This window comes from Streptomyces sp. NRRL S-87, assembly GCF_000719335.1.
In the GTDB taxonomy this organism is placed as follows: domain Bacteria; phylum Actinomycetota; class Actinomycetes; order Streptomycetales; family Streptomycetaceae; genus Streptomyces.
This window is the reverse complement of sequence record NZ_JOGB01000034.1, coordinates 17,855-39,387: the sequence shown is the minus strand read 5'-3', so window position 1 is coordinate 39,387 and position 21,533 is coordinate 17,855. Positions and strand designations below refer to the sequence as shown.

Genomic DNA, 21,533 nt, shown 5'->3' with positions numbered 1-21,533 from the left:
TCAGGACGGACGGCGACGTAGCCGCCGCCAGGCCGTCGGACCCGCGCTCAGCAGCACCGTGAGCCCCACCGCCAGTGCCACGCCCTTCCACGGCTCTGCGAAGAGGGAGCCGCCCAGGATGCCGATGAGCTGGTACGTCGCCGCCCAGGCCAGGCAGGCCAGGGCGTCGGCGCGGGCGAACGTGCGCAGCGGCATCCCGGCCAGCAGGCAGGCCGCCATCACCGGGATGCGGCCCGCCGGGACCAACCGGGACAGCACCAGCACCGCCACCCCGTGCTCGGTCAGCTGCCGCTGCGCCGCTTCCAGCCGCTCCGGGGCCACCCGCTCGCGCAGCGCCGACAGCCGGCGCGAGCCGGTCCGCGAGCGCACCCCGCGCTGCCCCAGCCAGTACAGCGCCACGTCGCCCACGAAGGCCCCGAAGGCGGCCACCGCGAACACCAGGAGCAGCCCCACCGGAAGGGTCCGGTGGTGGAAGGCCACCACCGCCGCCGAACTCACCAGCGCCCCGGTGGGGATCACCGGCACCAGCGCCCCCAGCGCCACCAGCACGAACAGCGCCGGGTAGCCCACCACCTGCTGGGTCGACTCGTCCGGCACCGTCCCCGCCGCCGCACCCAGCACCACGAGCCCGCCGGGCACCGGACCTCCGACGAGCAGCGCGCCGGCCCCCGCGGGCACCATCACGCCACCACGCTCTCGCCGTGCGCGAGCACCGCCACCGACACCTCCGGGGCCAGCTCGGCGGCATGGCGCACGAACTCCTCACCCGGCGCGTGGAACTCGTGCGGCCGCACCGCGTCCAGGCCGATCGGCCAGTACGTGCCGTAGTGCACCGGTACCGCCCGGCGCGGCGCGGCCAGCGAGGCCAGCGCCCGGGCCGCCCGCCGCGCGTCCAGGTGTCCGGGCCCCAGGAACGGGCCCCAGCCGCCGACCGGCAGCAGCGCCACGTCCACCGGGCCGACCTCCGCGGACATCGACGCGAACAGCCCGGTGTCCCCGGCGAAGTACGTGCGGTCCTCGCCCTCCACCACGTAGCCGAGCGCCGGCGCCAGCCGCGGACCGTACGGCAGCCGGCGCCCGTCGTGCAGGGCGCTGACCGCCCGGATCCGCAACCCCGCGACCCGCACCGCGTCCCCCGGCCCGAGCTCGGCCAGGGCGAGGTGCCCCAGCCGCGCCAGCCCCGGCACCGCGCGGGGCGCGCCCCGCGGCACGAGGACCGGCGTACCGGGGGCCAGCCGCGCCAGCGACGGCAGGTGGAGGTGGTCGGCGTGCAGGTGCGAGACGACGGCCACGTCGGCCGCCGCCGCCTCCGGGGGCGGCAGCGCCCCGCGCCGCCGCCGCAGGTGCGCGAGGCGGCCGGCGAACAGCGGGTCGGTGAGCACGCGTACGCCGGACTCCTCGACCGTACAGGTGGCATGACCCCACCACGTGATCCGCACCGGCACGCGCACCCCTCCTCGACCGCGACGGCCCGCCCCCTACGAGGGTAGGCCGACCGGCCCGGTCGGGACCGTCCTCACCCGGTGGGCGGCGGGAGGTGCCGTCGTCCGCGCGCCCTCACTCGCCCGGCGGCGCGAACCGGCGCACCACCTCGAAGCTCAGGTTGTCGAACTTGGCCGTGAAGAACGGGGAGACCGCCAGTTCCGTCCCCGCCGCCTCGTCCCGCGCGAGCACCCGCGAGCGCCGCGCGGTCTTGTCCAGCTCCGGCCCGTGCGCGCGGCCCAGCCGCACGGTCCGCTCCAGCCCGGTCGCGGCCCGGACGGTCAGGAAGGCGTCCCACACCCCGGGCTGCAGCGGTCCGCCGCCGTCCACCCGGCTCAGGTCCAGGTCCGCCCGGAAGCCCGCCCGCGTCAGGTCCACCCCGCGCTGGGCGCCCTCCTGCGCCAGCTCCGGGGTCGGCCGCGCGGCCGCCGGCACGGACAGCTCGCGGCCCGTCGCCCGCTCGCGCAGCAGCAGCTCGCCGGCCGTCACGCCGTCGGGGGCCGCCGACTCCAGGTACGCGTGCCCGGTGAGCCGGACCAGGCCGTCCTTCCAGGCCATCGCCTGGAGGTGGTGATGGGCCCGGACGGTGTCCGTGACGTCGTACAGCTCGTCCGGGAGCCCCACCGCCGGATCGCGGAAGTACGGGAACAGCCGGTACAGCCGGCCCCCCTCGGACAGCTGCTCCGGCGGGTTCTTCGCCGGGTCGTACACCGCCAGCTGCTCGAAGGCCTCCACGGCCCCGCCCAGGAAGCAGTACATCCGGATCGCGTCGATCTGCGTGAGCTCGCCCGTCATGTCCGGCGTCCAGTACGCCTCGCACAGCGCCCGGCCGCGCCGGTAGACCTCGGCGGCGAACTCCGGGTAGTCGCGACGCGCCCAGGCCGCCGGCCGCAGCGCCTTGGAGAGCAGCGCCCGGAAGTGGCGGCCGAGCATGCGCCGGCGCCCGACCGGGTCCGTGACCCGCTCGGCGACCATCCGCATCACGCGCTCGATGTGCTCCACCGTCTCGTGGGCGGTGCGGCCCCGGGAGGTGATGTTCTGCCCGTCCTCGCGACGCCGCAGGTAGTAGCAGTCGTAGTCGCCGACCACGGATATCCGCCCGGCCGCCAGGAAGGCGGCCGTGACGAACAGCTGGTCCTCGCCGAACCAGAGGTCCTCCGGGTAGCGGATGCGGTCGCGCTCCAGGATCTGGCGGCGGATGAGCTTGGCGCTGTGCAGGGCCCGGTACACCTCGGAGGTGTACAGGTCTACCTGCTCGGCGTGCCGGTGCGCCTTGTCGGACACGGCCCGGCCCAGCCCCACCAGCTTGCCGAGCACCACGTCGCTGCCCTGCATGTCGGCCATCCGCAGGAGCCGCTCGAGGGTCTCCGGGCCGATGTAGTCGTCGGCGTCGACCACGTACACGTACCGGCCGCGGGCCAGGTCCAGCGCCCGGTTGCGCGGCACGCTGGGACCGCCCGAATTGGGCTGGTGCACCACCCGGAACTGCGGGTGCCGGGCCGCCCAGCGGTCCAGCTCGGCGCCGCTGCCGTCGGTCGACCCGTCGTCGACGGCGATCACCTCGATCCGCTCCAGTCCCAGGGACTGGCCCGCCACGGACTCCAGACACTCGGTCAGGTAGGGCATCGCGTTGTAGACCGCGATGATCACGGAGATGTCCGGCACGCGCTCGGCGGGGGCGGGCGGAGGAGAGGTGTACGTGCTCATGGCACGTCAGTATGCGGGGGGCCCGGAGTGCGTCCACCACCGGGCGTTCCGATGCCGGGTGGGGCACGGGGGCGGCGGGGCTTCACTGGGGCTTCGTGCTCGTGGTGCGGTACGGGTTCGTCTCCTGGTGCGGTACGGGTCCGATTCGGGCTCGGTACGGGTTCGACACCGGGTCGGTACGGGTTCGACACCGGGTCGGGGTGGGTTCGGCTTGGGGTTTGGGGCGCATTTCGCCGCGTACCGCCCCCTCCTCGGATGCCCTCGATCAGAGTATGGTTCGGCGCCATGGATGAGGTGCGCGTGGCCGCGATCGCCAGCCTGGCCCCGCTCGAACAGCTCGACGCCGACCCGTTCGTGGTCGACACCCGCGGTCAGCACGCCATGTGCGCCCGCTGGGCCGCCGACCAGGGGTACGTCGTCACCCGCCAGCTCTTCTTCTACGGTCTGCGCCCGGACCACTGCGGGCTCTGGTCCGACGTCGAGGCCGGGCAGGTCGACCTCTTCGTCGCGGCCAACCGGCGCGTCCTGGAGCGGGCGCTGCGGTCGGTCGACGAGTTCACCGCCGAGTGCGCGCGGCGCGGGGTGCGGCTGGAGACCGTCGGGCAGGCCGAGCCGACGTACACCTCGGCGATGAAGGCCGAGGTGCACCGGCGGCTGTCGATGCCCACGGCGGGGTACGACGGGAGCTGAGGAGCCGAGGAGCCGAGGAGCCGAGGGGGCTTCGCTCCGATCCGTCCGGAACTCCCGCTTCTGACCGCTTCGTGCGACGCTGACGGGGAGCGGTGGCGGCGAGCGGGGGTGCGGGATGCGGCGGAGGCACTCGCGTTGGCGGACCGCGGGCGGGACCCTGCTGCGGGTGACCGCCGTGTGGGCGGTGTCGACCCTGACCATGCTCGTCCTCGCCGGCCTGCTGCCCGACTTCCGGCTCCAGTCCGACGACGGCGACAGCATCACCCGCATCGCCCTCACCGCCGCCTGGGGAGCCGGCGCCTTCGGTCTGCTGGGCGCCCTCGTCTGGCCGGTGCTCGTACGGGCCCTGCTGCTGGTGCCCGCGCTCGTCCTCGGCCTGCTGGTCTTCTTCCTCAACGGCTCCCTGCTGCTGCTCGCCCTCGATCTCGTTCCCGACGGGCGCGGCGAGGCCGATCCGCGGACCGCCGTGGTCGTGGCCGCCGTCATGTCCGCGGTCGCCTCCGCCACCTCCACCGCCCTCGCGGTCCGGGACGACGACGCCTACCGGCGCCGCCTCTACCGGTTGGCCGCCCGGCGCCGGCGGCGGCACCGCGACGGTCCGGCGGGGCCGACGGCGTCCGCGCCGGGCACGGTCTTCCTGCAGCTCGACGGCGTCGGGCACGAGGTGCTGCGCCGGGCGGTCGAGCGCGGCGTGCTGCCCACCCTGGCCCGCTGGCTCGACGAGGGCACCCACCGGGTGACCCCCTGGCGCACCGACTGGTCCAGCCAGACCGGCGCCAGCCAGCTGGGCATCCTGCACGGCTCGACCTTCGACGTGCCCGCCTTCCGCTGGTACGAGAAGGACACCGGCGAGGTCATGGTCTGCAACCGGCCCACCAGCGCGGCAGAGCTGCAGCGCCGGGCCATCGCCCGCACCCGCGACGGGGGGCTGCTCACCGTCCACGGGGCGAGCCGCGGCAACCTCTTCAGCGGCGGGGCGGACCAGCTGGCCCTGGTGCTGTCGGTGGCCGCCCGGCGCGGTCGCGCCAACCGGTCCCGCGCCGGCTACTTCGCGTACTTCTCAGACCCCGCGAACGCGGTCCGCACCGCCCTCTCCCTGGTCGCCGAGGTCGGCCGGGAGATCGGGCAGTCCGTGCGCGCCCGGCTGCGCGGGGACCGGCCCAGGGTGTCCCGGGGCGGGGCGTACCCCTTCGTCCGCGCCTTCGCCACCGTGGTCGAGCGCGACGTGGTGGTGGCGGCGGTGATCGGCGACCTGCTCGCGGGGCGCGCCGCCGTGTACGCCGACCTCGTCGCCTACGACGAGGTCGCCCACCACTCGGGCCCGCACAGCCGGGACGCCGAGCGGGTCCTGCGACGGCTGGACCGGGCCGTCGCCCTGCTCGCGAGGGTCGCCGAGCACGCCCCGCGCCCCTACCGGTTCGTGGTGCTCTCCGACCACGGCCAGAGCCCGGGGGAGCCCTTCCGCAGCCGGTACGGGCTCACGCTGGAGGACCTGGTCCGGGCCGGCTGCGGGCTGCCCGTACCCCGCGGGGCCCGGCGCTCGCGCAGCGGGGCCGAGGCCCGGGCCGCCGTACGGGCCGCCCTGCACCGGCCCGACGAGGACGGGCATCCGGAGGAGGCGGGCGGAGGGGAGGGGGCGGCCGGCGCCGGTCCGGTCGTGCTGGCCTCGGGCAACCTCGGGCTGATCTCCTTCCCGGACGTGCCCGGGCGGCTGACCCGACAGCGCATCCAACGCCGCCACCCGGCCCTGCTGCGCACCCTCGCCGACCATCCGGGCATCGGCTTCCTGCTCGTCCGGGACGGCGCGGGCGGGTCCGTGCTGCTCGCGGCCGGCGGGGCCGAGGCCCGGCTGGACGAGCCGGGAGCCGCCGAGGCACTGCTCGCCGCGTTCGGCCCGGGCGCGGCCGAGGCGGTCCGGCGTGCCGACGCGTTCCCGCACGTCGCGGACGTCATGGTCAATTCCGCGTACCGGCCGGACACCGGCGAGGTGCACGCCTTCGAGGAGCAGATCGGCTCGCACGGCGGCCTGGGCGGCGAACAGGGCCGTCCCTTCCTGATGTGGCCCGTCGAGCTGTCCGCCCCCGGCGAGCCGGCCGGGGCCGAGCGGGTGCACCGGGTGCTGCGGCGGTGGCTGCGCGAGGCGGCCGGGCCGCAGGTCCCCCTGGAGCAGGCGGCCCCGCAGGATCCCCGGCCGGAAGGCGCCGCGGACGCAACAATTCCGCCCGGTGGTGCCGCCGTACCGGACGAAACACGGTGATTTTGCGGCTCCTGCGGAGTACCGGACCATGGTCGGGTTTTCGCAACGGAGCACGACGTAAGGCCTGTACCACCCCATGACGCCCACCCCTGCGCATGAGACGTCCGAGCGGGCCACGAGCCCCCACACCCGGCGATTCGGTCTTCCGGTCGCCACCGCCCTGGTCATGGGCAACATCATCGGTGGCGGGATCTTCCTGCTCCCCGCGAGCGTGGCGCCGTTCGGCACCGTCAGCCTCGTCGCCTTCGGCGTGCTGACCGCCGGCGCCATCGCCCTCGCCCTGGTCTTCGGCCGGCTGGCCGAGCGGCATCCGCAGACCGGCGGCCCGTACGTGTACGCGCGCGCCGCGTTCGGCGACTTCGCCGGCTTCCTCGCCGCCTGGAGCTACTGGATCACCACCTGGGTGTCGAACGCGGCCCTGGCCGTGGCCGCCGTCGGCTACCTCGACGTGCTCCTCCCGGTCGGCGGCAGCCCGCTGACCATGTGCGCGGCCGCGCTGCTGGTGCAGTGGCTGCCGGCGCTGGCCAACCTGGCCGGCACCCGGTACGTGGGCGCGGTCCAGCTCGTCGCCACCGTGCTGAAGTTCGTGCCCCTGCTGCTGGTCGCGGTCGGCGGGCTGTTCTTCTTCGACCCCGCCCACCTCGGACCGTTCCGCACCGAGGGCCACAGCACCCTCGGCGCCGTCTCGGCCTCCGCGGCGATCCTGCTCTTCAGCTACCTGGGCGTGGAGTCCGCCGCCGTGAGCGCCGGCGAGGTCCGCGACCCCCGCCGCAACGTCGGCCGCGCCACGGTGCTCGGCACCCTCGGTGCCGCACTGGTCTACCTGCTGGGCACCCTCGCCGTGTTCGGCCTGGTCGCGCACGACGAACTCGTCGCCTCCCAGGCGCCGTTCTCGGCCGCCGTGGACGCCATGTTCGGCGGCACCTGGGGCGGCACGGCCGTCGCCGTCGCGGCCCTCGTGTCCATGACCGGCGCGCTCAACGGGTGGACGCTGCTGAGCGCCCAGACCCCGTACGCGGCCGCCCACGACGGCCTGTTCCCGCGGGTGTTCACCGTCAAGCGGCGCGGCGTGCCGGTGGCGGGCGTGCTCGTCACCACCGTGCTCGCCTCGTCCCTGACCGTGTACAACTACGCGTTCGGGGCGGGCGGGGTCTTCGAGACGCTGGTGCTGGTCACCACCTTCACCGCCACCGTGCCGTACCTGCTCTCCAGCGCCGCCCAGCTCTACTTCCTCGTCTCCGGGCAGCGCGAGCGGGTCCGGCGCGGCCGACTGGTCCGCGACACCGCCCTGGCCGGCGGGGCCTTCGCCTTCTCGGTCTGGCTGGTGGCGGGTTCCGGGTACGCGGCCGTGTACCAGGGCGTGCTGTTCCTCTTCGCCGGTGTGGCCGTGTACGCCTGGATGGCCGCCCGCCGCGACCGGGCCGCGGGCGATCGCGTACCGGAGACCGAACGGGAGGCCGTGGTGGGGGAGCCCGAGCGGGAGGCCGTACGCGGGGCCGCGGTGGGGGAGCCCGAGCGGGAGGCCGTGGAGGAGGCGGTACGGGAGCCCGCCGGGGCGACCGTACCCGGGCCCGCCTGGCGGTAACCGGGCAGCGGCCGGGACCCGGCCTTCCTGATCCCGCAGGGGGCGTCGCTGCCGCTCACGGCGCGACGGCCGGAGGCCCGGCCCCCTCGCGAGGGGGCCGGGCCTCCGGTACGTGCCGCCGGGTCGCCGGGACCGGGCGCGGTGCGACTAGTCGAGGTAGTCGCGCAGCACCTGGGAGCGGGACGGGTGGCGCAGCTTCGACATGGTCTTGGACTCGATCTGCCGGATCCGCTCGCGGGTGACCCCGTACACGCGGCCGATCTCGTCCAGCGTCTTCGGCTGGCCGTCGTTCAGGCCGTACCGCATGGACACGACACCGGCCTCGCGCTCGGAGAGCGTGCCGAGGATCGACTGCAGCTGCTCCTGGAGGAAGGTGAAGGAGACCGCGTCGGCCGGCACGACCGCCTCGGAGTCCTCGATGAGGTCACCGAACTCGCTGTCGCCCTCCTCACCCAGCGGGGTGTGCAGGGAGATCGGCTCGCGCCCGTACTTCTGGACCTCGATGACCTTCTCGGGGGTCATGTCGAGCTCCTTGCCCAGCTCCTCCGGGGTGGGCTCGCGGCCCAGGTCCTGGAGCATCTGGCGCTGCACGCGGGCGAGCTTGTTGATGATCTCGACCATGTGCACGGGGATGCGGACTGGATCAGGTCCAGGAAGAGCATGCCGCGGCCGGTGTAGCGCTTGGCGAGCGAGACCACGAGGCGGAGGTTGGCCTCCAGCAGGTGGTTCTTCGCGCGCTTGCCGTCCTCGACGAGGATCTCCAGCTCGCGCTTGTAGCCGCGCTCGAGCTCGTTCGCCTCGTCCTCGTCCAGGATGAACTCGGAGAAGAGGCCGGCCTCGATGCGCTTGGCCAGCTCGACCTCCTGCTCGGCGTTGAGCAGCGGCACCTTTCCGATCAGCTTCAGGTAGTCCTTGACCGGGTCGGCGGTGGCGCCGGCCACCATGACGGTCTGCGCCGGGGCGTCGTCGTCGTCCTCGTCGGACAGCACGAAGCCGGCGCCGCCCGCCTTCGACTCGTCCTCCTCGGGCTCCTCGGCGGCGCCGCCGGTGATCTCCGCGGCCCAGTCCTCGCCCTCGAGGTTGATCTCCTCGGCAGCCGGGTCGGCGTCCTTGGCCGTGGTCTTCTTCGCGGCGGTCTTCTTGGCGGCCACCGTCTTCTTGGCGGCGGCCTTCTTGACGGTGCGCTTCTTCGGCTCGGCGGCCGGGTCGGCCACGGCGGTGCCCTCGGCGGCCGGGGCCTGCGGCTGAGCGGATATCGCCGCCGCGGGGGCGGCAGCGGCGGCCGCGGCGGCGGCCGCGGTGGCCTTGGCGCTGCGCACGCCGATGGGGCGCGGCGCGGCGGTCGGAGTGGTCTTCTTGGCCACGCTGCGGGTCGTGGCGGCCGCGGCCTTGCGCGGCTTCTTGGCGGCGGTCTTGGCGGCGGGCGCGGCGCTGACGTGCAGGGCCACCCCCTCCTCGTCCAGGACCTGGTTCAGGCTGCGCAGGACCCGCTTCCACTGGTCCACCGGGATGCGGCCGGCCTCGAAGGCCATGCGCACGTCGTCACCGTTGATGTGACCCTGCTCGCGGCCGCGCTCGACGAGCGCGACGAGGGCCTCGGATTCGGCGATCTCCGGCGGGAACGTACGGGACGGGCTGAGCGACACAAGGAGCCTCTCGTTGCGAACAGATTAAGGACGGGCGGGACATCATCGCGCGACAGCAGGACGCGGGACCAATCCGGCTTCCACCGGGTCGGTCCAACTGGGCCGCACGAGGACACCTGTCGGTTCATCGGCGGCCCGAGTCGATTCGTTACGCACGGAATTGAGTGACCTGCGCCACGCTCCCGGGAGACAACCGTTCCGCCCCCCGCAGCATCCGCCCCCTTACCGCCCGATGTGTCCCCTCGGGAGCGTCAACGCGACGGACCGGAGCGTCATTCCCGGGGGGTGGCCGGATTGGCGTGCGCGCGTCAGTAGTCCGCCGTGGGTGGGGCCGCGCGGCGCCGTCGACCAGGCGCGGCGGGCGTCGACGGGGGGCGGCGGGCGTCGACGGCGGGTGTGGGTCGCGGTCGGCGGGCGTCGATCAGGGGCGGCGGGCCTCGATCAGGAAGCGGGCGGTGTGCGCGACGAACGGACCCTCGTCCTCGATCTTGTCGTGGAGCTCCCGCAGTCGGTCCTTGTACCGGGCGACCGTGAAGCCCGGCACCATCCAGATCACCTTCCGCAGGAAGTAGATCACCGCCCCGATGTCCCCGAACTCGGTGCGCAGCCGCTCCGCGCGCAGGTCCACGACCTCCAGGCCCGCGGCCTCCGCGTCCCGGACCGCGTCGTCCGGGTGCCGCGCGCGCCGCACCTCCTCCGGCTGCGCGCCGAGGAAGTACTCGACCAGCTCGAAGACGCTCGCCGGCCCGACCTGCTGCGAGAAGTACGTGCCGCCGGGGCGCAGCACCCGCGCGATCTCCGACCACCAGATCGTCACCGGATGCCGGCTGCTGACCAGGTCGAACGCCTCGTCCCCGAAGGGCAGCGGCGGCTCGTCCGGGTCCACGACCACCGCGGCACCGAGCGGGTGCAGCAGCCGGGTCGCCTTCGCGACGTTCGGCGGCCAGGACTCGGTGGCGACCATGAGGGGCGGCAGCGGCCCGGCCCCGGCGAGCACCTCGCCGCCGCCGGTCTGGATGTCGAGGGCGGCGCTCGCCCGGGCCAGCCGCTCGCCGAGCATCCGCTGGTACCCCCAGGACGGCCGCTGCTCGCTGGCGCGGCCGTCGAGCCAGGAGAAGTCCCAGCCCTCGACGGAGACGGATTCGGCTTCGGCGACCAGTTTGTCGAAAGTGGGCGTCATGTCGCGATCATCCCAGCGGTCGGGGCCGGGCTGCCACCCGATTACCGGTTCGACTACAGTGGTCGGCGGGCCGTGACTGGCGTTCGGGTGGATCACCACCGGGGAGCGGCCCGCGTACCGGGGAGCCGTACGGGCCCTCGTACGTCGCAGCCGCACGCCTGGGCGACACCGCGAACCGTTTACCGCGTACCGCTAGCCGCGACCGCAGCGACGTTCAGGAGACCCCGTGACGACTGCCCAGACTGCCCGCCTCATGGACGGCACCGCCGTCGCCCGCCGCATCGCCGAGCGGACCGCCGAACACGCCCGGAAGATCACCGAGGCCACCGGCACCGCGCCCTGCCTGGCCACCGTCCTCGTCGGCGACGACCCGGCCTCCGTCACGTACGTGAAGATGAAGCGGAACCGCTGCGCCAAGGCCGGCATCACGTCCCGCCACGTGCCGCTGCCGGCCGAGACCACCACCGAGGAGCTGGTCGCGGCCATCACCGCCCTGTCCGAGGACCCCGAGGTGCACGGCATCCTGCTCCAGCACCCCGTCCCGGCGCACATCGACGAGCGCGCCGCCTTCGAGGCCATCGCCCCGTCCAAGGACGTCGACGGCGTCACCATGCACTCCTTCGCCGCCATGAGCTTCGGCGAGCCCGGCTTCGTGTCCTGCACCCCCGGCGGCATCATGCGCCTGCTGGAGGAGTACGACGTGGACCTGCGCGGCAAGCACGCGGTCGTCGTCGGCCGCAGCGCCATCCTGGGCAAGCCGGCCGGCATGCTGCTGCTGGCCAAGGACGCCACCGTCACCTACTGCCACTCCCGCACCGCCGACCTGCCGTCGATCGTCCGCCAGGCTGACGTCCTGGTCGCTGCCGTCGGCAAGGCCGAACTCATCCGGGGCGAGGACATCAAGCCGGGCGCCGTCGTCCTGGACGCCGGCTACAACGAGGGCAACGTGGGCGACGTCCACTTCGACTCCGCGGCCGCCGTCGCCTCCCTGATCACCCCGGTCCCCGGCGGCGTCGGCCCGATGACCATCGCCGTCCTCCTGGAGCAGACCGTCCAGGCCGCCGCCACCCAGCTCGGCATCGACCTCGCCTGACCCTCGCCTGACCCTCTCGCCCGACCCTCCGCCGCCGCGAAGGCCACCACGACGCCCCGGGCCACCGCCCGGGGCGTCGCGCGTCGTCCCGGTCAGCCGTGGAAGGAGACTTCGAGTTCGAATTTTCCTCCGAGGCCCTCGATACGGCTCCGGAAGAGGGCCCGGGTCATGTTGTCGTCGAAGAGCGTGACCTTCCAGACGTCCTCCTCCGCGGGATGTGGGATCTCGACGAGGTGCTTGTAGTTGAGGAAGCCGTCGGGATTTCCGTGTTCGTCGAATCTCCTGGTCCCCAACTCGACGAACAGCGTCTGGATCGGCAATGTCACGTTGATGTCGGCGAATTCTCCCTGGCCGATGTGCCCCTCCCAGACCTCCTCGTCGTCCACACGGAGGATGATCGATCGCTGACCGTGGCCCTCCATGGCCGGCGCGAACACGCTCTCGAACTTGATCTTCGCCATCACGCGCTCCAGATTTCCGCTCGACGCCGCCCCTCCGTTCACATTCACCCCGGGATTCCCTCCCGGCAACTCGCGGTCCGCCTGCCAGGAATTCCCCGCTTACCTCCCGAAAAGGTTGAACGCGGCAGCGCCGACTAAGACGCGTCGGTCAGAACGTGCAGTTTGCTGCGCACGAGCCGCTGCGACAGATCCCCACCCATGAACGATCATGATGCCGCTGCTGGGCACCCCGGCGACGGCCGGTGGGGCTTTGGGCTCGTTGCCCCTCCACCTCAGAATGGGCGCATGGCTCCTCTTTCCATCAACCCGCGACCGCTGAACGCCGACGAGCGCGCAGTACTTGAACACATCCTGTCGGCGGAGTTCGATGGCGCGTCGCAACTGCGGAGTCAGCTGGACCGCACCGAGGTAACCGCTGTCTGGGGGCCCGACTCCGTGAGCATCGATCTGCAGGTCCGGGAACCGTGCGAGCATGCAGCACTGCCGACCGAGCTCGTTCCCGTGGACGCGCACGTTCATGACCCGTCCGGCGCCTACGTCGGCGAGATCCTCGTATGGGCGGACCGGGGAGCCACGCTCGCGGCCCTGGAGTTCGCCTGGGTCACCGACGAGATGCCCACGTCTCTCCCGACCGTCATGCACGGCCGGCTCAGCTGGCCGTCCTGACGGCTCCGCCCGCCCTCAGCCCCGCAGGGGACGAGATCGCCACGTGAGACACCGTCTAAGGGCACTGGTTGGACATCGTCGATCCGCAGCGCAACCAGGGAATCCTGACCGTGGGCGCCCACTTCAACGGGACCGTCGTCCACGCAGACAAGCTCCACAACCAGCTCTTCTCACTGCCGGAGGAGGCAACTGAGTTCACCTTCACAGCCGTCGGAAACCCAGCAGAGCTGGCCGAACGGACGGCTGCTTGGTTCGAGGCCATCCTTGTGCGCCCGCTGGTCCGCTGCGAATGGCAGCACACGGGCCACACGTACGCGGTCCGCTACGAGTTTGCCGATACGGGCCGAGGCCTCATCGAGAGCTTCAACGACGCCCTCGCACCCCGTCGGCTTCGGAATCGACTCGCTGCAGAAGGCATCGTCCGAGGCCGCGGGCGGATCAACCGCGCCCACCTGGGCGAACCAGACCTGATCGCATCGGTCAGAGGCGACCACCTCGGTCAGTAGTTGCGGGACAGCCCTTAGCTCGGCGACGACCCCGACCGCGGGCGGGACTTCTGCGGACACAGGGCGGTTCAGCACGCCTGAAAAGCTCCCGGACCTACGAACCTCTTCCGATCCGGCCGGTCTTCACCGGTCGTGCCGGACGAGCGTGGAGCGGCAGAAGAGCCGCCGACGCGCCGTGGCGGAAGGGCCGCACGGCCCCGCCCCCCGTTGTCAGAGAGCTGGGCGAAGATGGCCGCCATGACAGACGGAACAACCTGGCTTGCTGCGCCCCGGTCCATCACCTTCGGCGGCTACCACGTGGTACTGGCCCGCGGTCTCACTCCGGAAGAACTCGCCGATCGCCTCGCGGAGAACGTGGACGACATGCGATACGTCGCCGTGGCCGTCGGGGAGCACACCGGCAGCTCGCTCGAGGAGCTCCTGGACGACACCTTCGGAGACCTCTACGACGGCATCGGCCTGCGTCTCGGCCGTGCGGGAGACTGGGCGTACGCGGTCGCGTACGGAGGCTGGCAAGGCGAGTTCGGCTCTCTGGAGCCTGTCTCACGCGGCGGTGTGCATGCCTGCCTGCTCGAGTACGAGGAGGAGAACGGCAAGCCGGTGCCCCCGCAGTTCGAGTACGCCCACGACGGCCGTCTCATGAGCGCGTGCAACCTGCACCTGGATGCTTCGTGGGGCTACCAGGGGGTCGCGGGGGACGCTGCGACAGCCCTCCGCCTCCAGGACCTGTTCACCGCCGCCGACCTGCCCGACCCCGGGCTGGACCGCAGGGAGGTCCACCACACTGCGCTGGGCGTCGTCGAGCAGTTCCTCGGCCTCTCTCTGCCGAAGGCCCTGATCGTGGACGGCACCCTGCCGGCCGTCGTGCTGGAGCCGGCGTAGTCACGGAGAGCGGGCCATTACCTGGCAGGTAATGCCGCTACGCCAACGCCTTTGAGCACCGCGTCCTCCGAGGTGAAGCCCATGACAGATCTCGTTCCCTCAGGCAGGGAAGCCATAGAGGGAGCGACCGGGCGAGAACTACACGCTGCCCGGCTGAAAATCTCGTCCATTGCTTCGGCCCCTTCCGTAATCACCGGGCGGATCTGTTTGCGGTACACCGTCTCAGTCGTCTGGGTGCCGCTGTGCCCCACGACCCTCGCGATGACTTCGATCGGTGTTCCGTGGTCAGCGAGGAGGGAGACGAAGCTCGTTCGAAGTTCCCGCGTCGTCCAGGTGTGGGGAGCCGGGAGGCCGGCGTCGTTGAGCAACGCGCGGGGGGTTGCTGACTTCATTGCCCTGGGCAAACTCCCGTCCGAGGACGGCGAGCCGGACGAGGTTCTTGAGGATGCTGTTGACCGCGCGGGAGCTCTGTTGGATCGCATTGAGCGACCCGTGACCAATAAGGAGGCTCAAGCCCTGGCGGACTGCTTCAGCGACGACGAATGCTTCGGCGTGGCCTGGAGTCTCCTGTATCTCATCAAGACAGCTCCTCACCCGCGTGAGTACCGGCCGGAAGCCGCTCGACGATGGCGCGGTGGTCTGACGAGCCAGTGGTCCTCCAAGCGTAGGTCTTGATTTTAACGGCCGGGCGACGGCTTGCCTGCGGTGATGACACAGCCGTGCGCGGCCTTGGTGCTGGCGTCGCCAGTGTGACCAGCGCAGGCAGTGTGCGAGGTCGTGGACGGGGCTGAGCAGTCCTGCGAGACCCCCGAACGGGGCCGTCGATGGTCGCTCCGGGTCCGCGTGCTCGGCATGCATTGAAGACGTAAGACCGCTAATTTAGCTGTTAGACCAAGTCCGAAGGTCGGTCGCAGGGAGTGAAGAATGCCCACACAGTCTGTTTCCATGGACGGGGCGACCCTGAGTATTCATGACATTACCCGCCAATTGAACCAATGGCTGGGAAACTCGCTCGTCGCCGTCCTGTCTAGTGCGAAAGACGTGCGCGAGCCAAGTGAGTGGGAAAACTCAGACGGCGCAGAGCCTCCCTCTGATGTTCAGGAGCGTTTGCGAAGTGCGCATTCGGTTTGGGGGAGGATGGTTCATAAAACGTCGGACGATGAGGCGCGGCTCTGGTTTACCGGAAGCAATAAATTGCTGAGTACGGCGCCCGTCGTTGCGCTCAGGGATGGGCGAGTTAAGGATTTCGAGGAGGCTGCAGATGCATTCCTCGGAGGGGCATGGAGCCTCTGAGCACCTTGAAGAGATAGCCGAAGGTGCATTCAAGTGCCATCAAACTGGGCTGATCGTCAGGAGGCCCCCTGTCGCGCCGGTCTGGAAAGTGAGTGGAGAGTTCGGACCTCTGAATCCTCCACTACGAGAGGGCGAACCCACACTTAAATGGAGCCGCTTCGATTCGTCTTTCGCTGCCACGATATACGCAGCTGAAGACAAGTGGGGGGCGTATCACGAGGCACTCTCCTACGCCGAACGCAGTAACGAAGATCTCGCGCACACCCTGGCGTCCATAACTGGAGGGATGTTCCACGCGTCAGAAGATCGTTGGAGCGAACAAACAGTCGGCCCATCCACGAAGCCTAAAATCCCGCAATCCTGGTTTGAGCGTAAGTGGATCGTGGAGCTCGATATCGAGTCCGGGTGGTACGTGGATATATGTCACCCGGATACAATCGGGGCACTCCGTCGTCGAATTTCGGAGTTCTTGGGAATAGAGGCAAGGGATGTGGATTGTGCTCTCCTGATGCAACCTAATCGTCGACTCACGTGTTTTGTAGCTGACTCGCTATTGCATGAAACCTTGGGGAACGTCGAAACGCCCTCTGGCGTCTATTACACTTCGCGTCATGGCCGGATTGCTTGTTGGGCTATATGGGCGCCCCTGTTCGGCGTGTCAAACAGAACTGCCGACGTGATTAAGGATCTTTTTCGCGGCAAGCTGAGGCGAGATCCCGTGATCAATGAGATCGATCCGGGTGATCCAGAATTGCTGCATGCAGCCCGAAATCTGGGGTTCGATGTTGCCGACGTGACCTATGCCAGGGCGCGCAAATCATTGAACCCCGATTGAATCCTCCACCTCGTACTATCGGGCCGGGCGTTGGGGCGATCAGACAGGGCGAGCGGGAACGCTGCCCTTCCTTGAGATCAGCGCTTGGCTGGGCCGTCTGAGGGCGGCCCAGGGGCACCTCTGCCCGCCGATAACCGCCGCTCCTCAGCAACTCCCGCCCAGGTGGTGCATCGTCAGAGGTCAGGGGAAGGGTTCGCCACTCCCTCCGCAACGAGAAGCAGCAGACAGCCTGCCGATGCGCGGCCCCTGCTCCCGAGTCGGGGGCGGCGATCCCGCACTCACAGTGGTGCCTTCTGCCGGCGCGGGGAGCCACACGAGGCAACAGCCAGCGAACGTAGGCGAACCCCAGCGACCGCCCTGGCTCTGCTAACGAGGGGGCGCACGACGGAGGCCGGAGGAGGGGTCGGATTACCTGGCAGGTAATCGCGGTGGGTCGGGGGCGGCGGCAGAGTGGGGGCATCGGGTTCCGGAGCCGCGCACTCGGCTCCGGGCCCGGTCCACGCATCCCGCACCCACGACCTCGAAGGGGCTGATCCGTCATGTCCGCGACCCTCATCAGCAGCATCGCCCGGACCGCCGAGCCGAGCGGCATGCTCCGGCGCTTCCTCGGACTCGACGCCGTCGTCACCGGGGCGAACGGGCTCGCGTACGCCGCCCTCTCGGGGCCGATCGGGCGGCTGCTGGGCGTGGGGGAGGGTCTGGTGCTGGAGCTCGGCCTCTTCCTGACCGCCTACGCCCTCGGGGTCGGCGCGCTCGCGGCGCGCCGCGAGCCCCCCGCCCTCGGCGTCCGCTTCGTCATCGAGGCCAACCTCGCCTGGGCCGCGCTGAGCGTCGTCGCCCTCGTGGTGTGGTTCACGCCCACCGCCGCCGGCGCGGTGTGGATCCCGCTCCAGGCCGTCACCGTCCTCGGCTTCGCCGTGCTCCAGCAGCTGGCGCTGCGCTCACGGACCCAGTGAGCGCAGGAACTTCACCGTCGCCGGGTCGGCCGGGAGCATCGTCTCGATGGCCAGCTCGGCGACGGTCACGTCCATCGGCGTGTTGAAGGTCGAGATGGACGAGACGAAGGACAGGATCCGGCCGCCGAGTTCGATGCGCAGCGGCAGGGCGAAGTACGGGACCGGCTCCGGGTCCTCGCCCGGGTCCTCGGGGTGCCGGTCGGGCAGCGGGTACGCGGACACCTCGGCGTACAGCGCGCGCAGCGGCTCCGACCGGGCCAGCGCGATCTGCCGCTCCATCTGCGCCAGCAGGTGGCCGCGCCACTCCCGCAGGTTGTGGATCCGCGGGGCCAGCCCCTCGGGGTGCAGGGTGATACGCATCGCGTTCAGGGGCCCGGCGAGCAGGTGCTCGGGCAGCCCGTCCAGCATCATCGCGACCCCGCGGTTCGCCGCGATCACGTTGTACGTCGCGTCGACGACCAGGGCCGGGTACGGCTCGTACCCGGTCAGCAGGCGTTCGAGGCCTTCCCGCAGCGCGCCCATCGAGGGGTCCGCGAGCGGGGTCTCGGTGTACTGCGGGGCGTAACCGGCGGCCAGGAGCAGGGCGTTGCGCTCCCGTACCGGCACCTCCAGGTGTTCGGCGAGCCGCAGGACCATCTCCTCGCTGGGGCGGGAGCGGCCCGTCTCGATGAAGCTGATGTGGCGGGCCGAGGAGTCGGCGCGCAGGGCCAGCTCCAGCTGGCTGACCCGGCGCCGCTGCCGCCAGGCGCGCAGCAGCGGGCCCACGCCGGCCCCCGGGTCCGGAAGGCCCCTCGTGGACGCGCCAACTCCCCTGTCCGGTACCGGTGTCCCGGCCGACGTCGCAGTCGTCATGGCCGTGACCCTAGTCGACGTGCGTCAGCCCAGGTCGAACGCGTTCCGCAGGCCGAGACGGTGGCGGAGCCGGTCGTGCCGCCGGAAGGGCTCCAGCTCCGGCGGCCGGTACATCGGCGTCACCGTGCACCGCTCCGACGTCGAACCCGCCCGGTCCAGGAGGGCGTTGACGGCGGCCCGGGCGGCGGCGTTGGCACCCTCCATCGTGGCCAGGTCGATGTCCACGGCCACGTAGTCCCCGCAGAGGTAGAGGTTGGGGACGGCGGTCGCGGCGGTGGGCCGGTTGTGCAGGGTGCCGACGGGGTGGATGAGCAGTTCGTCCTCGTTGGCCGGATGCGGCGTGCCGGTCCCCGTGACCCCCGGGTCCAGGAACCACGAGTGCAGGTCGCCGTCGCGCAGCCGGACCGCCCCCGAGTCGTTGAGCGAGGCCTTGAGCTGGGCCCATACCTCGCGGGCGATCTCCTCGCGGGTGCACTCCTTCGCCGTCTTCCCGTACAGGATCCCGGGGTTGTCCCACTCGGACACGTCGACGGACAGGCAGTCCACCACCGTGCCGTCGCCGTAGACCTCCGCGAAGCCGCGGCCGGGCCGCCGCCGATGCCAGTGCTCGGCCTGCTGGATGGCCGTCAGCGACCACGGGGAGTCGATGCAGTTGAGATGGCCGTGGACCAGCGGAGCGGTGCGCGTGAGGTAGAACTGGATGCCGGTCATCCAGTCGGTGCGCAGCAGGTCGCAGCGGGCCAGCATCGGGTCGGCCGCCCGCAGGGCGGGGCCCCAGGTGCGGCGGGCGTGTTCGACCGGCAGGGCGCTCACGTAGTGGTCGGCCGTGATGCGTACGGGCGTGCCGTCGGGGTCCTCGACCACGGCGTGGCTGATCCGCCCGTCGGTGCAGACCAGGTCGCGTACGGTCCAGCCGATGCGGAACTCCACGCCGAGGGACCGCAGATGGGCGGTCCACGGGTCGAGCCAGGCCTCGTTCGTCGGGCCGTCGAGGATCCGGTCCGGCGGTCCGTCGGCGCCCCTGCCCAGGGCGTTGAACACGAATGCCTCGCCGAGGACGCCCACGGTGCGGGTGGAGGCCTCCTCCGCCTTCGTGGCGACGATGTTGCGGGTGATGCCGACGGCGAGGATGCGCCGGTACTCGGAGGACATCCGCTCGGCCCGTACGAACTCCCACCAGGGCGTGTGCTCCCACTCGTCCCTGCGCCGCTCGTCGCAGCTGGTCAGGAACACCGTGACCCGGTTGACGAAGTACGCCACCTCGTGGGCCGGCAGCCGGACGAAGGTCTGCAGCATGCCGGTGAGCGCCCGCCCCACCTCCTCCGGGGTGAGCGGCGCGGGCTCGGCCGACCAGGGGATGGGTGCGCGCAGGTCCTCGCGGCCGCCCGCCCGGGCGAACATCATCTCCGGGGGAGTGACGAGGTTGTCCCACACGCCGTTCGGGTTACCCGCGAACGGGATGCGGCGCATCGTGTCCGGCAGGTTGTGGTAGATGCCGGGGACGAAGCGGAACCCGTGCTCGGCCGGCAGCGGGCGCCGCCCGCCGCGGGCGCTGCCGGGGACGTCCATGCTGCGGGCCTTGCCGCCCAGCGCCCGGCGCTCGTAGACGGTGACGGCGAAGCCCCGTTCGGCCAGCTCGTGGGCAGCCGTCAGGCCGGCGACCCCGCCGCCGAGCACGGCGACCCGGGCGGGAGCCGCGGCGGTCCCGGGGGACGGGACGGCCGGGGCGGGTGCTCCGTGTGCGGCGGGCGCGCCGTGCGCGGCGGGCACGCCGGTCGCCGCACGGGCGGTCGCGGGGCCGGCCGCGGCGGCCGTGGCCGCTGCGGCCGTCGCCACCGTCGCGCCCGCCAGGAACGTACGTCGTGAACTCATCCAGACCCCCGAGCTACCGCCGGTAACAGGTTGCGTCCGGCGGAGGAGCATAGGGACCGCCCACGCCATGCGGAAGAGCGGCGCCCGGCCCGACACGGACCCGGCCGCACAATGGCGGGAACGTGTCAGCGCGTGGTGTGCTGTGAAAGATTGGGGCAGAACGGGAACTGGACGTCACATGTCATGCCGGGCACGGCCGTTGGCGGAGGAGAGGGACCATGGCACTGGAGCCGCTGTCGCAGAAGGACATCGAGGACCGGCTGCGCGAGCTGCCGGGGTGGGCCGTGGAGGACGACCGGCTCGCCCGCACCTTCCGGGCCCCGTCGCACTTCGCCGCCGCCGCGCTGGTCGTGGGCATCGCGGCGGTGCAGGACGAGCTGGACCACCACTCCGACCTCACCCTCGGCTACAACACCGTCCACCTCTCCGTGAACACCCACGCGGCCGGCGACGCACTGACGGACCGCGACTTCGCCCTCGCCGAGCGCGTGCACGCCCTCGCGCCGGTGCACGGCGCGAGCTGACGGGGGCGTCCCCCGGCCGCCCCCGCCGCCTCGCGCTCAGGAGTGCCGGGTCGGGGGTCCGGGGGTCCGGGGGTCCGGGTGGGGGCTGCGGCGCAGGGTCAGGGGGCGTTGCCCCGGGGTCCGTACGGAGTCCCGCAGGCGGCGGTAGGCCGCGCGGGCCTTCGACCGGAGGCGGTGGGAGAGGGGACGCGGACCGTCCGCCCTCCTTCAGACGTCGAACTCCGCCGGGTCGGGACCGATCCGGCGGCCCGACTCCAGCGCGTCCAGCGCCGCCATGTCCGACGCGTCGAGCTCGAAGCCGAAGACGTCGAGGTTCTCGCGGATGCGCGAGGGCGTGACGGACTTCGGGATCGCGATGTTGCCGGTCTGCACGTGCCAGCGCAGCACCACCTGCGCCGCGCTGCGGCCGTGCTTCTCCGCGACGGCGAGCACCGCCGGGCGGGTCAGCAGGTCCTTGCCCTGGCCCAGCGGGGACCAGGCCATCGTGGCGATGCCCAGCTCCGCGTGCAGGGCACGCAGCTCCGCCTGCGCGAACAGCGGGTGCAGCTCGACCTGGTTCACCGCCGGAACCAGCGCGCTCTCGGCGCGCAGCCGTTCCAGCTGCGCCGGCAGGAAGTTGGACACGCCGACGGCCCGTGCGCGTCCGCTCGCCGCGATCTCCTCGAACGCCTTCCAGATGGCCAGGTAGTCGTCCCGCATCGGGCGCGGCCAGTGGATCAGGTACAGGTCGACGTAGTCGAGACCGAGCTTGGCGAGCGAGGCGTCGAACTCGCGCAGCACGTTGTCGCGGCCCCAGCGCTCGCCCGGGCCGTTCCACAGCTTGGTGGTGACGAAGACGTCCTCACGCGGCAGGCCCGACGCGGCGATGCCCTTGCCGGTGCCGGCCTCGTTGCCGTAGACGGCGGCGGTGTCGACGCTGCGGTAGCCGGCCTCCAGGGCGGTCCCGACGGCCTGCGCCGCTTCGGCGTCCGGCACCTGCCAGACGCCGAAGCCGAGCTGGGGCATGTGGATGCCGTTGTTGAGCCGGATGGTGGGGACCTGGTGCG

General features: G+C 71.8%; 18 protein-coding genes, 2 pseudogenes and 1 riboswitch. Of the genes and pseudogenes, 10 read left to right on the top strand and 10 right to left on the bottom strand.

Going from position 1 to position 21,533, the window contains the following annotated elements:
* The 3 genes from IF43_RS0121925 to IF43_RS36745 form a co-directional block, all read right to left on the bottom strand.
* Complete coding sequence (locus IF43_RS0121925; protein ID WP_078910349.1) at nucleotides 1-681, bottom strand: DedA family protein; 681 nt, start codon at nucleotides 679-681, stop codon at nucleotides 1-3.
* Nucleotides 681-1,445, bottom strand: a complete 765-nt coding sequence (locus IF43_RS0121920; RefSeq protein ID WP_030203308.1) for an MBL fold metallo-hydrolase — start codon at nucleotides 1,443-1,445, stop codon at nucleotides 681-683. The genes IF43_RS0121925 and IF43_RS0121920 overlap by 1 nt, the downstream gene beginning before the upstream one ends.
* A 112-nt stretch (nucleotides 1,446-1,557) precedes the next feature.
* Nucleotides 1,558-3,189, bottom strand: coding sequence for a glycosyltransferase (locus IF43_RS36745; RefSeq protein ID WP_051795808.1), 1,632 nt, complete (start codon nucleotides 3,187-3,189; stop codon nucleotides 1,558-1,560).
* Nucleotides 3,190-3,474: 285 nt separating this feature from the next.
* Between IF43_RS36745 and IF43_RS0121910 the strand changes: the two genes are divergently transcribed.
* The 3 genes from IF43_RS0121910 to IF43_RS0121900 all read left to right on the top strand — a co-directional run bounded on the left by IF43_RS0121910 (nucleotide 3,475) and on the right by IF43_RS0121900 (nucleotide 7,721).
* The gene (locus tag IF43_RS0121910) at nucleotides 3,475-3,879 is read left to right on the top strand and encodes a hypothetical protein (protein ID WP_030203301.1); all 405 of its coding nucleotides are present in this window, start codon (nucleotides 3,475-3,477) and stop codon (nucleotides 3,877-3,879) included.
* 115 nt (nucleotides 3,880-3,994) lie between these two features.
* Nucleotides 3,995-6,136 carry a phage holin family protein gene (locus tag IF43_RS0121905; protein ID WP_030203298.1) on the top strand — a complete coding sequence of 714 codons (2,142 nt, stop codon included), beginning with the start codon at nucleotides 3,995-3,997 and terminating at the stop codon, nucleotides 6,134-6,136.
* Between the two features lie 76 nt (nucleotides 6,137-6,212).
* Nucleotides 6,213-7,721, top strand: coding sequence for an amino acid permease (locus tag IF43_RS0121900; protein WP_078910348.1), 1,509 nt, complete (start codon nucleotides 6,213-6,215; stop codon nucleotides 7,719-7,721).
* 147 nt (nucleotides 7,722-7,868) lie between these two features.
* Here the strand turns inward: IF43_RS0121900 and IF43_RS36740 are convergent.
* Nucleotides 7,869-9,367, bottom strand: a pseudogene (locus IF43_RS36740) (RNA polymerase sigma factor).
* Nucleotides 9,368-9,788: 421 nt separating this feature from the next.
* The gene (locus tag IF43_RS0121890; RefSeq protein WP_030203293.1) at nucleotides 9,789-10,547 is read right to left on the bottom strand and encodes a class I SAM-dependent methyltransferase; all 759 of its coding nucleotides are present in this window, start codon (nucleotides 10,545-10,547) and stop codon (nucleotides 9,789-9,791) included.
* Between the two features lie 62 nt (nucleotides 10,548-10,609).
* Nucleotides 10,610-10,718: riboswitch (ZMP/ZTP riboswitch) on the top strand.
* Between the two features lie 55 nt (nucleotides 10,719-10,773).
* Between IF43_RS0121890 and IF43_RS0121885 the strand changes: the two genes are divergently transcribed.
* Nucleotides 10,774-11,640 carry a bifunctional 5,10-methylenetetrahydrofolate dehydrogenase/5,10-methenyltetrahydrofolate cyclohydrolase gene (locus tag IF43_RS0121885; RefSeq protein WP_030203291.1) on the top strand — a complete coding sequence of 289 codons (867 nt, stop codon included), beginning with the start codon at nucleotides 10,774-10,776 and terminating at the stop codon, nucleotides 11,638-11,640.
* A gap of 92 nt (nucleotides 11,641-11,732) precedes the next feature.
* Here IF43_RS0121885 and IF43_RS0121880 read toward each other — a convergent pair whose 3' ends face one another.
* Nucleotides 11,733-12,101: a hypothetical protein gene (locus IF43_RS0121880; RefSeq protein ID WP_037889488.1), complete on the bottom strand. Its 369-nt coding sequence runs from the start codon at nucleotides 12,099-12,101 to the stop codon at nucleotides 11,733-11,735.
* 285 nt (nucleotides 12,102-12,386) lie between these two features.
* Between IF43_RS0121880 and IF43_RS0121875 the strand changes: the two genes are divergently transcribed.
* The 3 genes from IF43_RS0121875 to IF43_RS0121865 all read left to right on the top strand — a co-directional run bounded on the left by IF43_RS0121875 (nucleotide 12,387) and on the right by IF43_RS0121865 (nucleotide 14,155).
* Nucleotides 12,387-12,767, top strand: coding sequence for a hypothetical protein (locus IF43_RS0121875; protein ID WP_051795806.1), 381 nt, complete (start codon nucleotides 12,387-12,389; stop codon nucleotides 12,765-12,767).
* Nucleotides 12,768-12,835: 68 nt separating this feature from the next.
* Entirely contained in the window at nucleotides 12,836-13,273 is a 438-nt protein-coding gene (locus tag IF43_RS36735; RefSeq protein WP_199922762.1) for a hypothetical protein, read from the top strand.
* Nucleotides 13,274-13,510: 237 nt separating this feature from the next.
* The gene (locus IF43_RS0121865; protein ID WP_158939449.1) at nucleotides 13,511-14,155 is read left to right on the top strand and encodes a hypothetical protein; all 645 of its coding nucleotides are present in this window, start codon (nucleotides 13,511-13,513) and stop codon (nucleotides 14,153-14,155) included.
* 155 nt (nucleotides 14,156-14,310) lie between these two features.
* On the opposite strand, the pseudogene IF43_RS42910 reads toward IF43_RS0121865, so the two are convergent.
* A pseudogene (locus IF43_RS42910) lies at nucleotides 14,311-14,487 on the bottom strand (site-specific integrase); the annotation flags it as partial.
* A gap of 613 nt (nucleotides 14,488-15,100) precedes the next feature.
* Between IF43_RS42910 and IF43_RS41755 the strand changes: the two are divergent.
* Both IF43_RS41755 and IF43_RS0121860 read left to right on the top strand, forming a co-directional pair.
* The gene (locus tag IF43_RS41755; RefSeq protein WP_158939445.1) at nucleotides 15,101-15,448 is read left to right on the top strand and encodes a hypothetical protein; all 348 of its coding nucleotides are present in this window, start codon (nucleotides 15,101-15,103) and stop codon (nucleotides 15,446-15,448) included.
* A 1,374-nt stretch (nucleotides 15,449-16,822) separates the two neighbouring features.
* Complete coding sequence (locus IF43_RS0121860) at nucleotides 16,823-17,239, top strand: hypothetical protein (RefSeq protein WP_030203274.1); 417 nt, start codon at nucleotides 16,823-16,825, stop codon at nucleotides 17,237-17,239.
* Here IF43_RS0121860 and IF43_RS0121855 read toward each other — a convergent pair.
* Both IF43_RS0121855 and IF43_RS0121850 read right to left on the bottom strand, forming a co-directional pair.
* Nucleotides 17,225-18,091: a helix-turn-helix domain-containing protein gene (locus IF43_RS0121855; protein WP_078910347.1), complete on the bottom strand. Its 867-nt coding sequence runs from the start codon at nucleotides 18,089-18,091 to the stop codon at nucleotides 17,225-17,227. The genes IF43_RS0121860 and IF43_RS0121855 overlap by 15 nt on opposite strands.
* Before the next feature lie 24 nt (nucleotides 18,092-18,115).
* Nucleotides 18,116-19,963 carry an FAD-dependent oxidoreductase gene (locus IF43_RS0121850; RefSeq protein ID WP_030203266.1) on the bottom strand — a complete coding sequence of 616 codons (1,848 nt, stop codon included), beginning with the start codon at nucleotides 19,961-19,963 and terminating at the stop codon, nucleotides 18,116-18,118.
* Between the two features lie 218 nt (nucleotides 19,964-20,181).
* Here IF43_RS0121850 and IF43_RS0121845 point away from each other — a divergent pair, with 218 nt between their 5' ends.
* Nucleotides 20,182-20,487 (top strand): 4a-hydroxytetrahydrobiopterin dehydratase, encoded by a 306-nt coding sequence (locus IF43_RS0121845; RefSeq protein ID WP_030203265.1) that lies wholly within the window; start codon nucleotides 20,182-20,184, stop codon nucleotides 20,485-20,487.
* A gap of 207 nt (nucleotides 20,488-20,694) precedes the next feature.
* Here the strand turns inward: IF43_RS0121845 and IF43_RS0121840 are convergent, their stop codons facing one another.
* The gene (locus IF43_RS0121840) at nucleotides 20,695-21,492 is read right to left on the bottom strand and encodes an aldo/keto reductase (protein ID WP_051795834.1); all 798 of its coding nucleotides are present in this window, start codon (nucleotides 21,490-21,492) and stop codon (nucleotides 20,695-20,697) included.
* Between the last annotated feature and the right edge of the window lie 41 nt (nucleotides 21,493-21,533).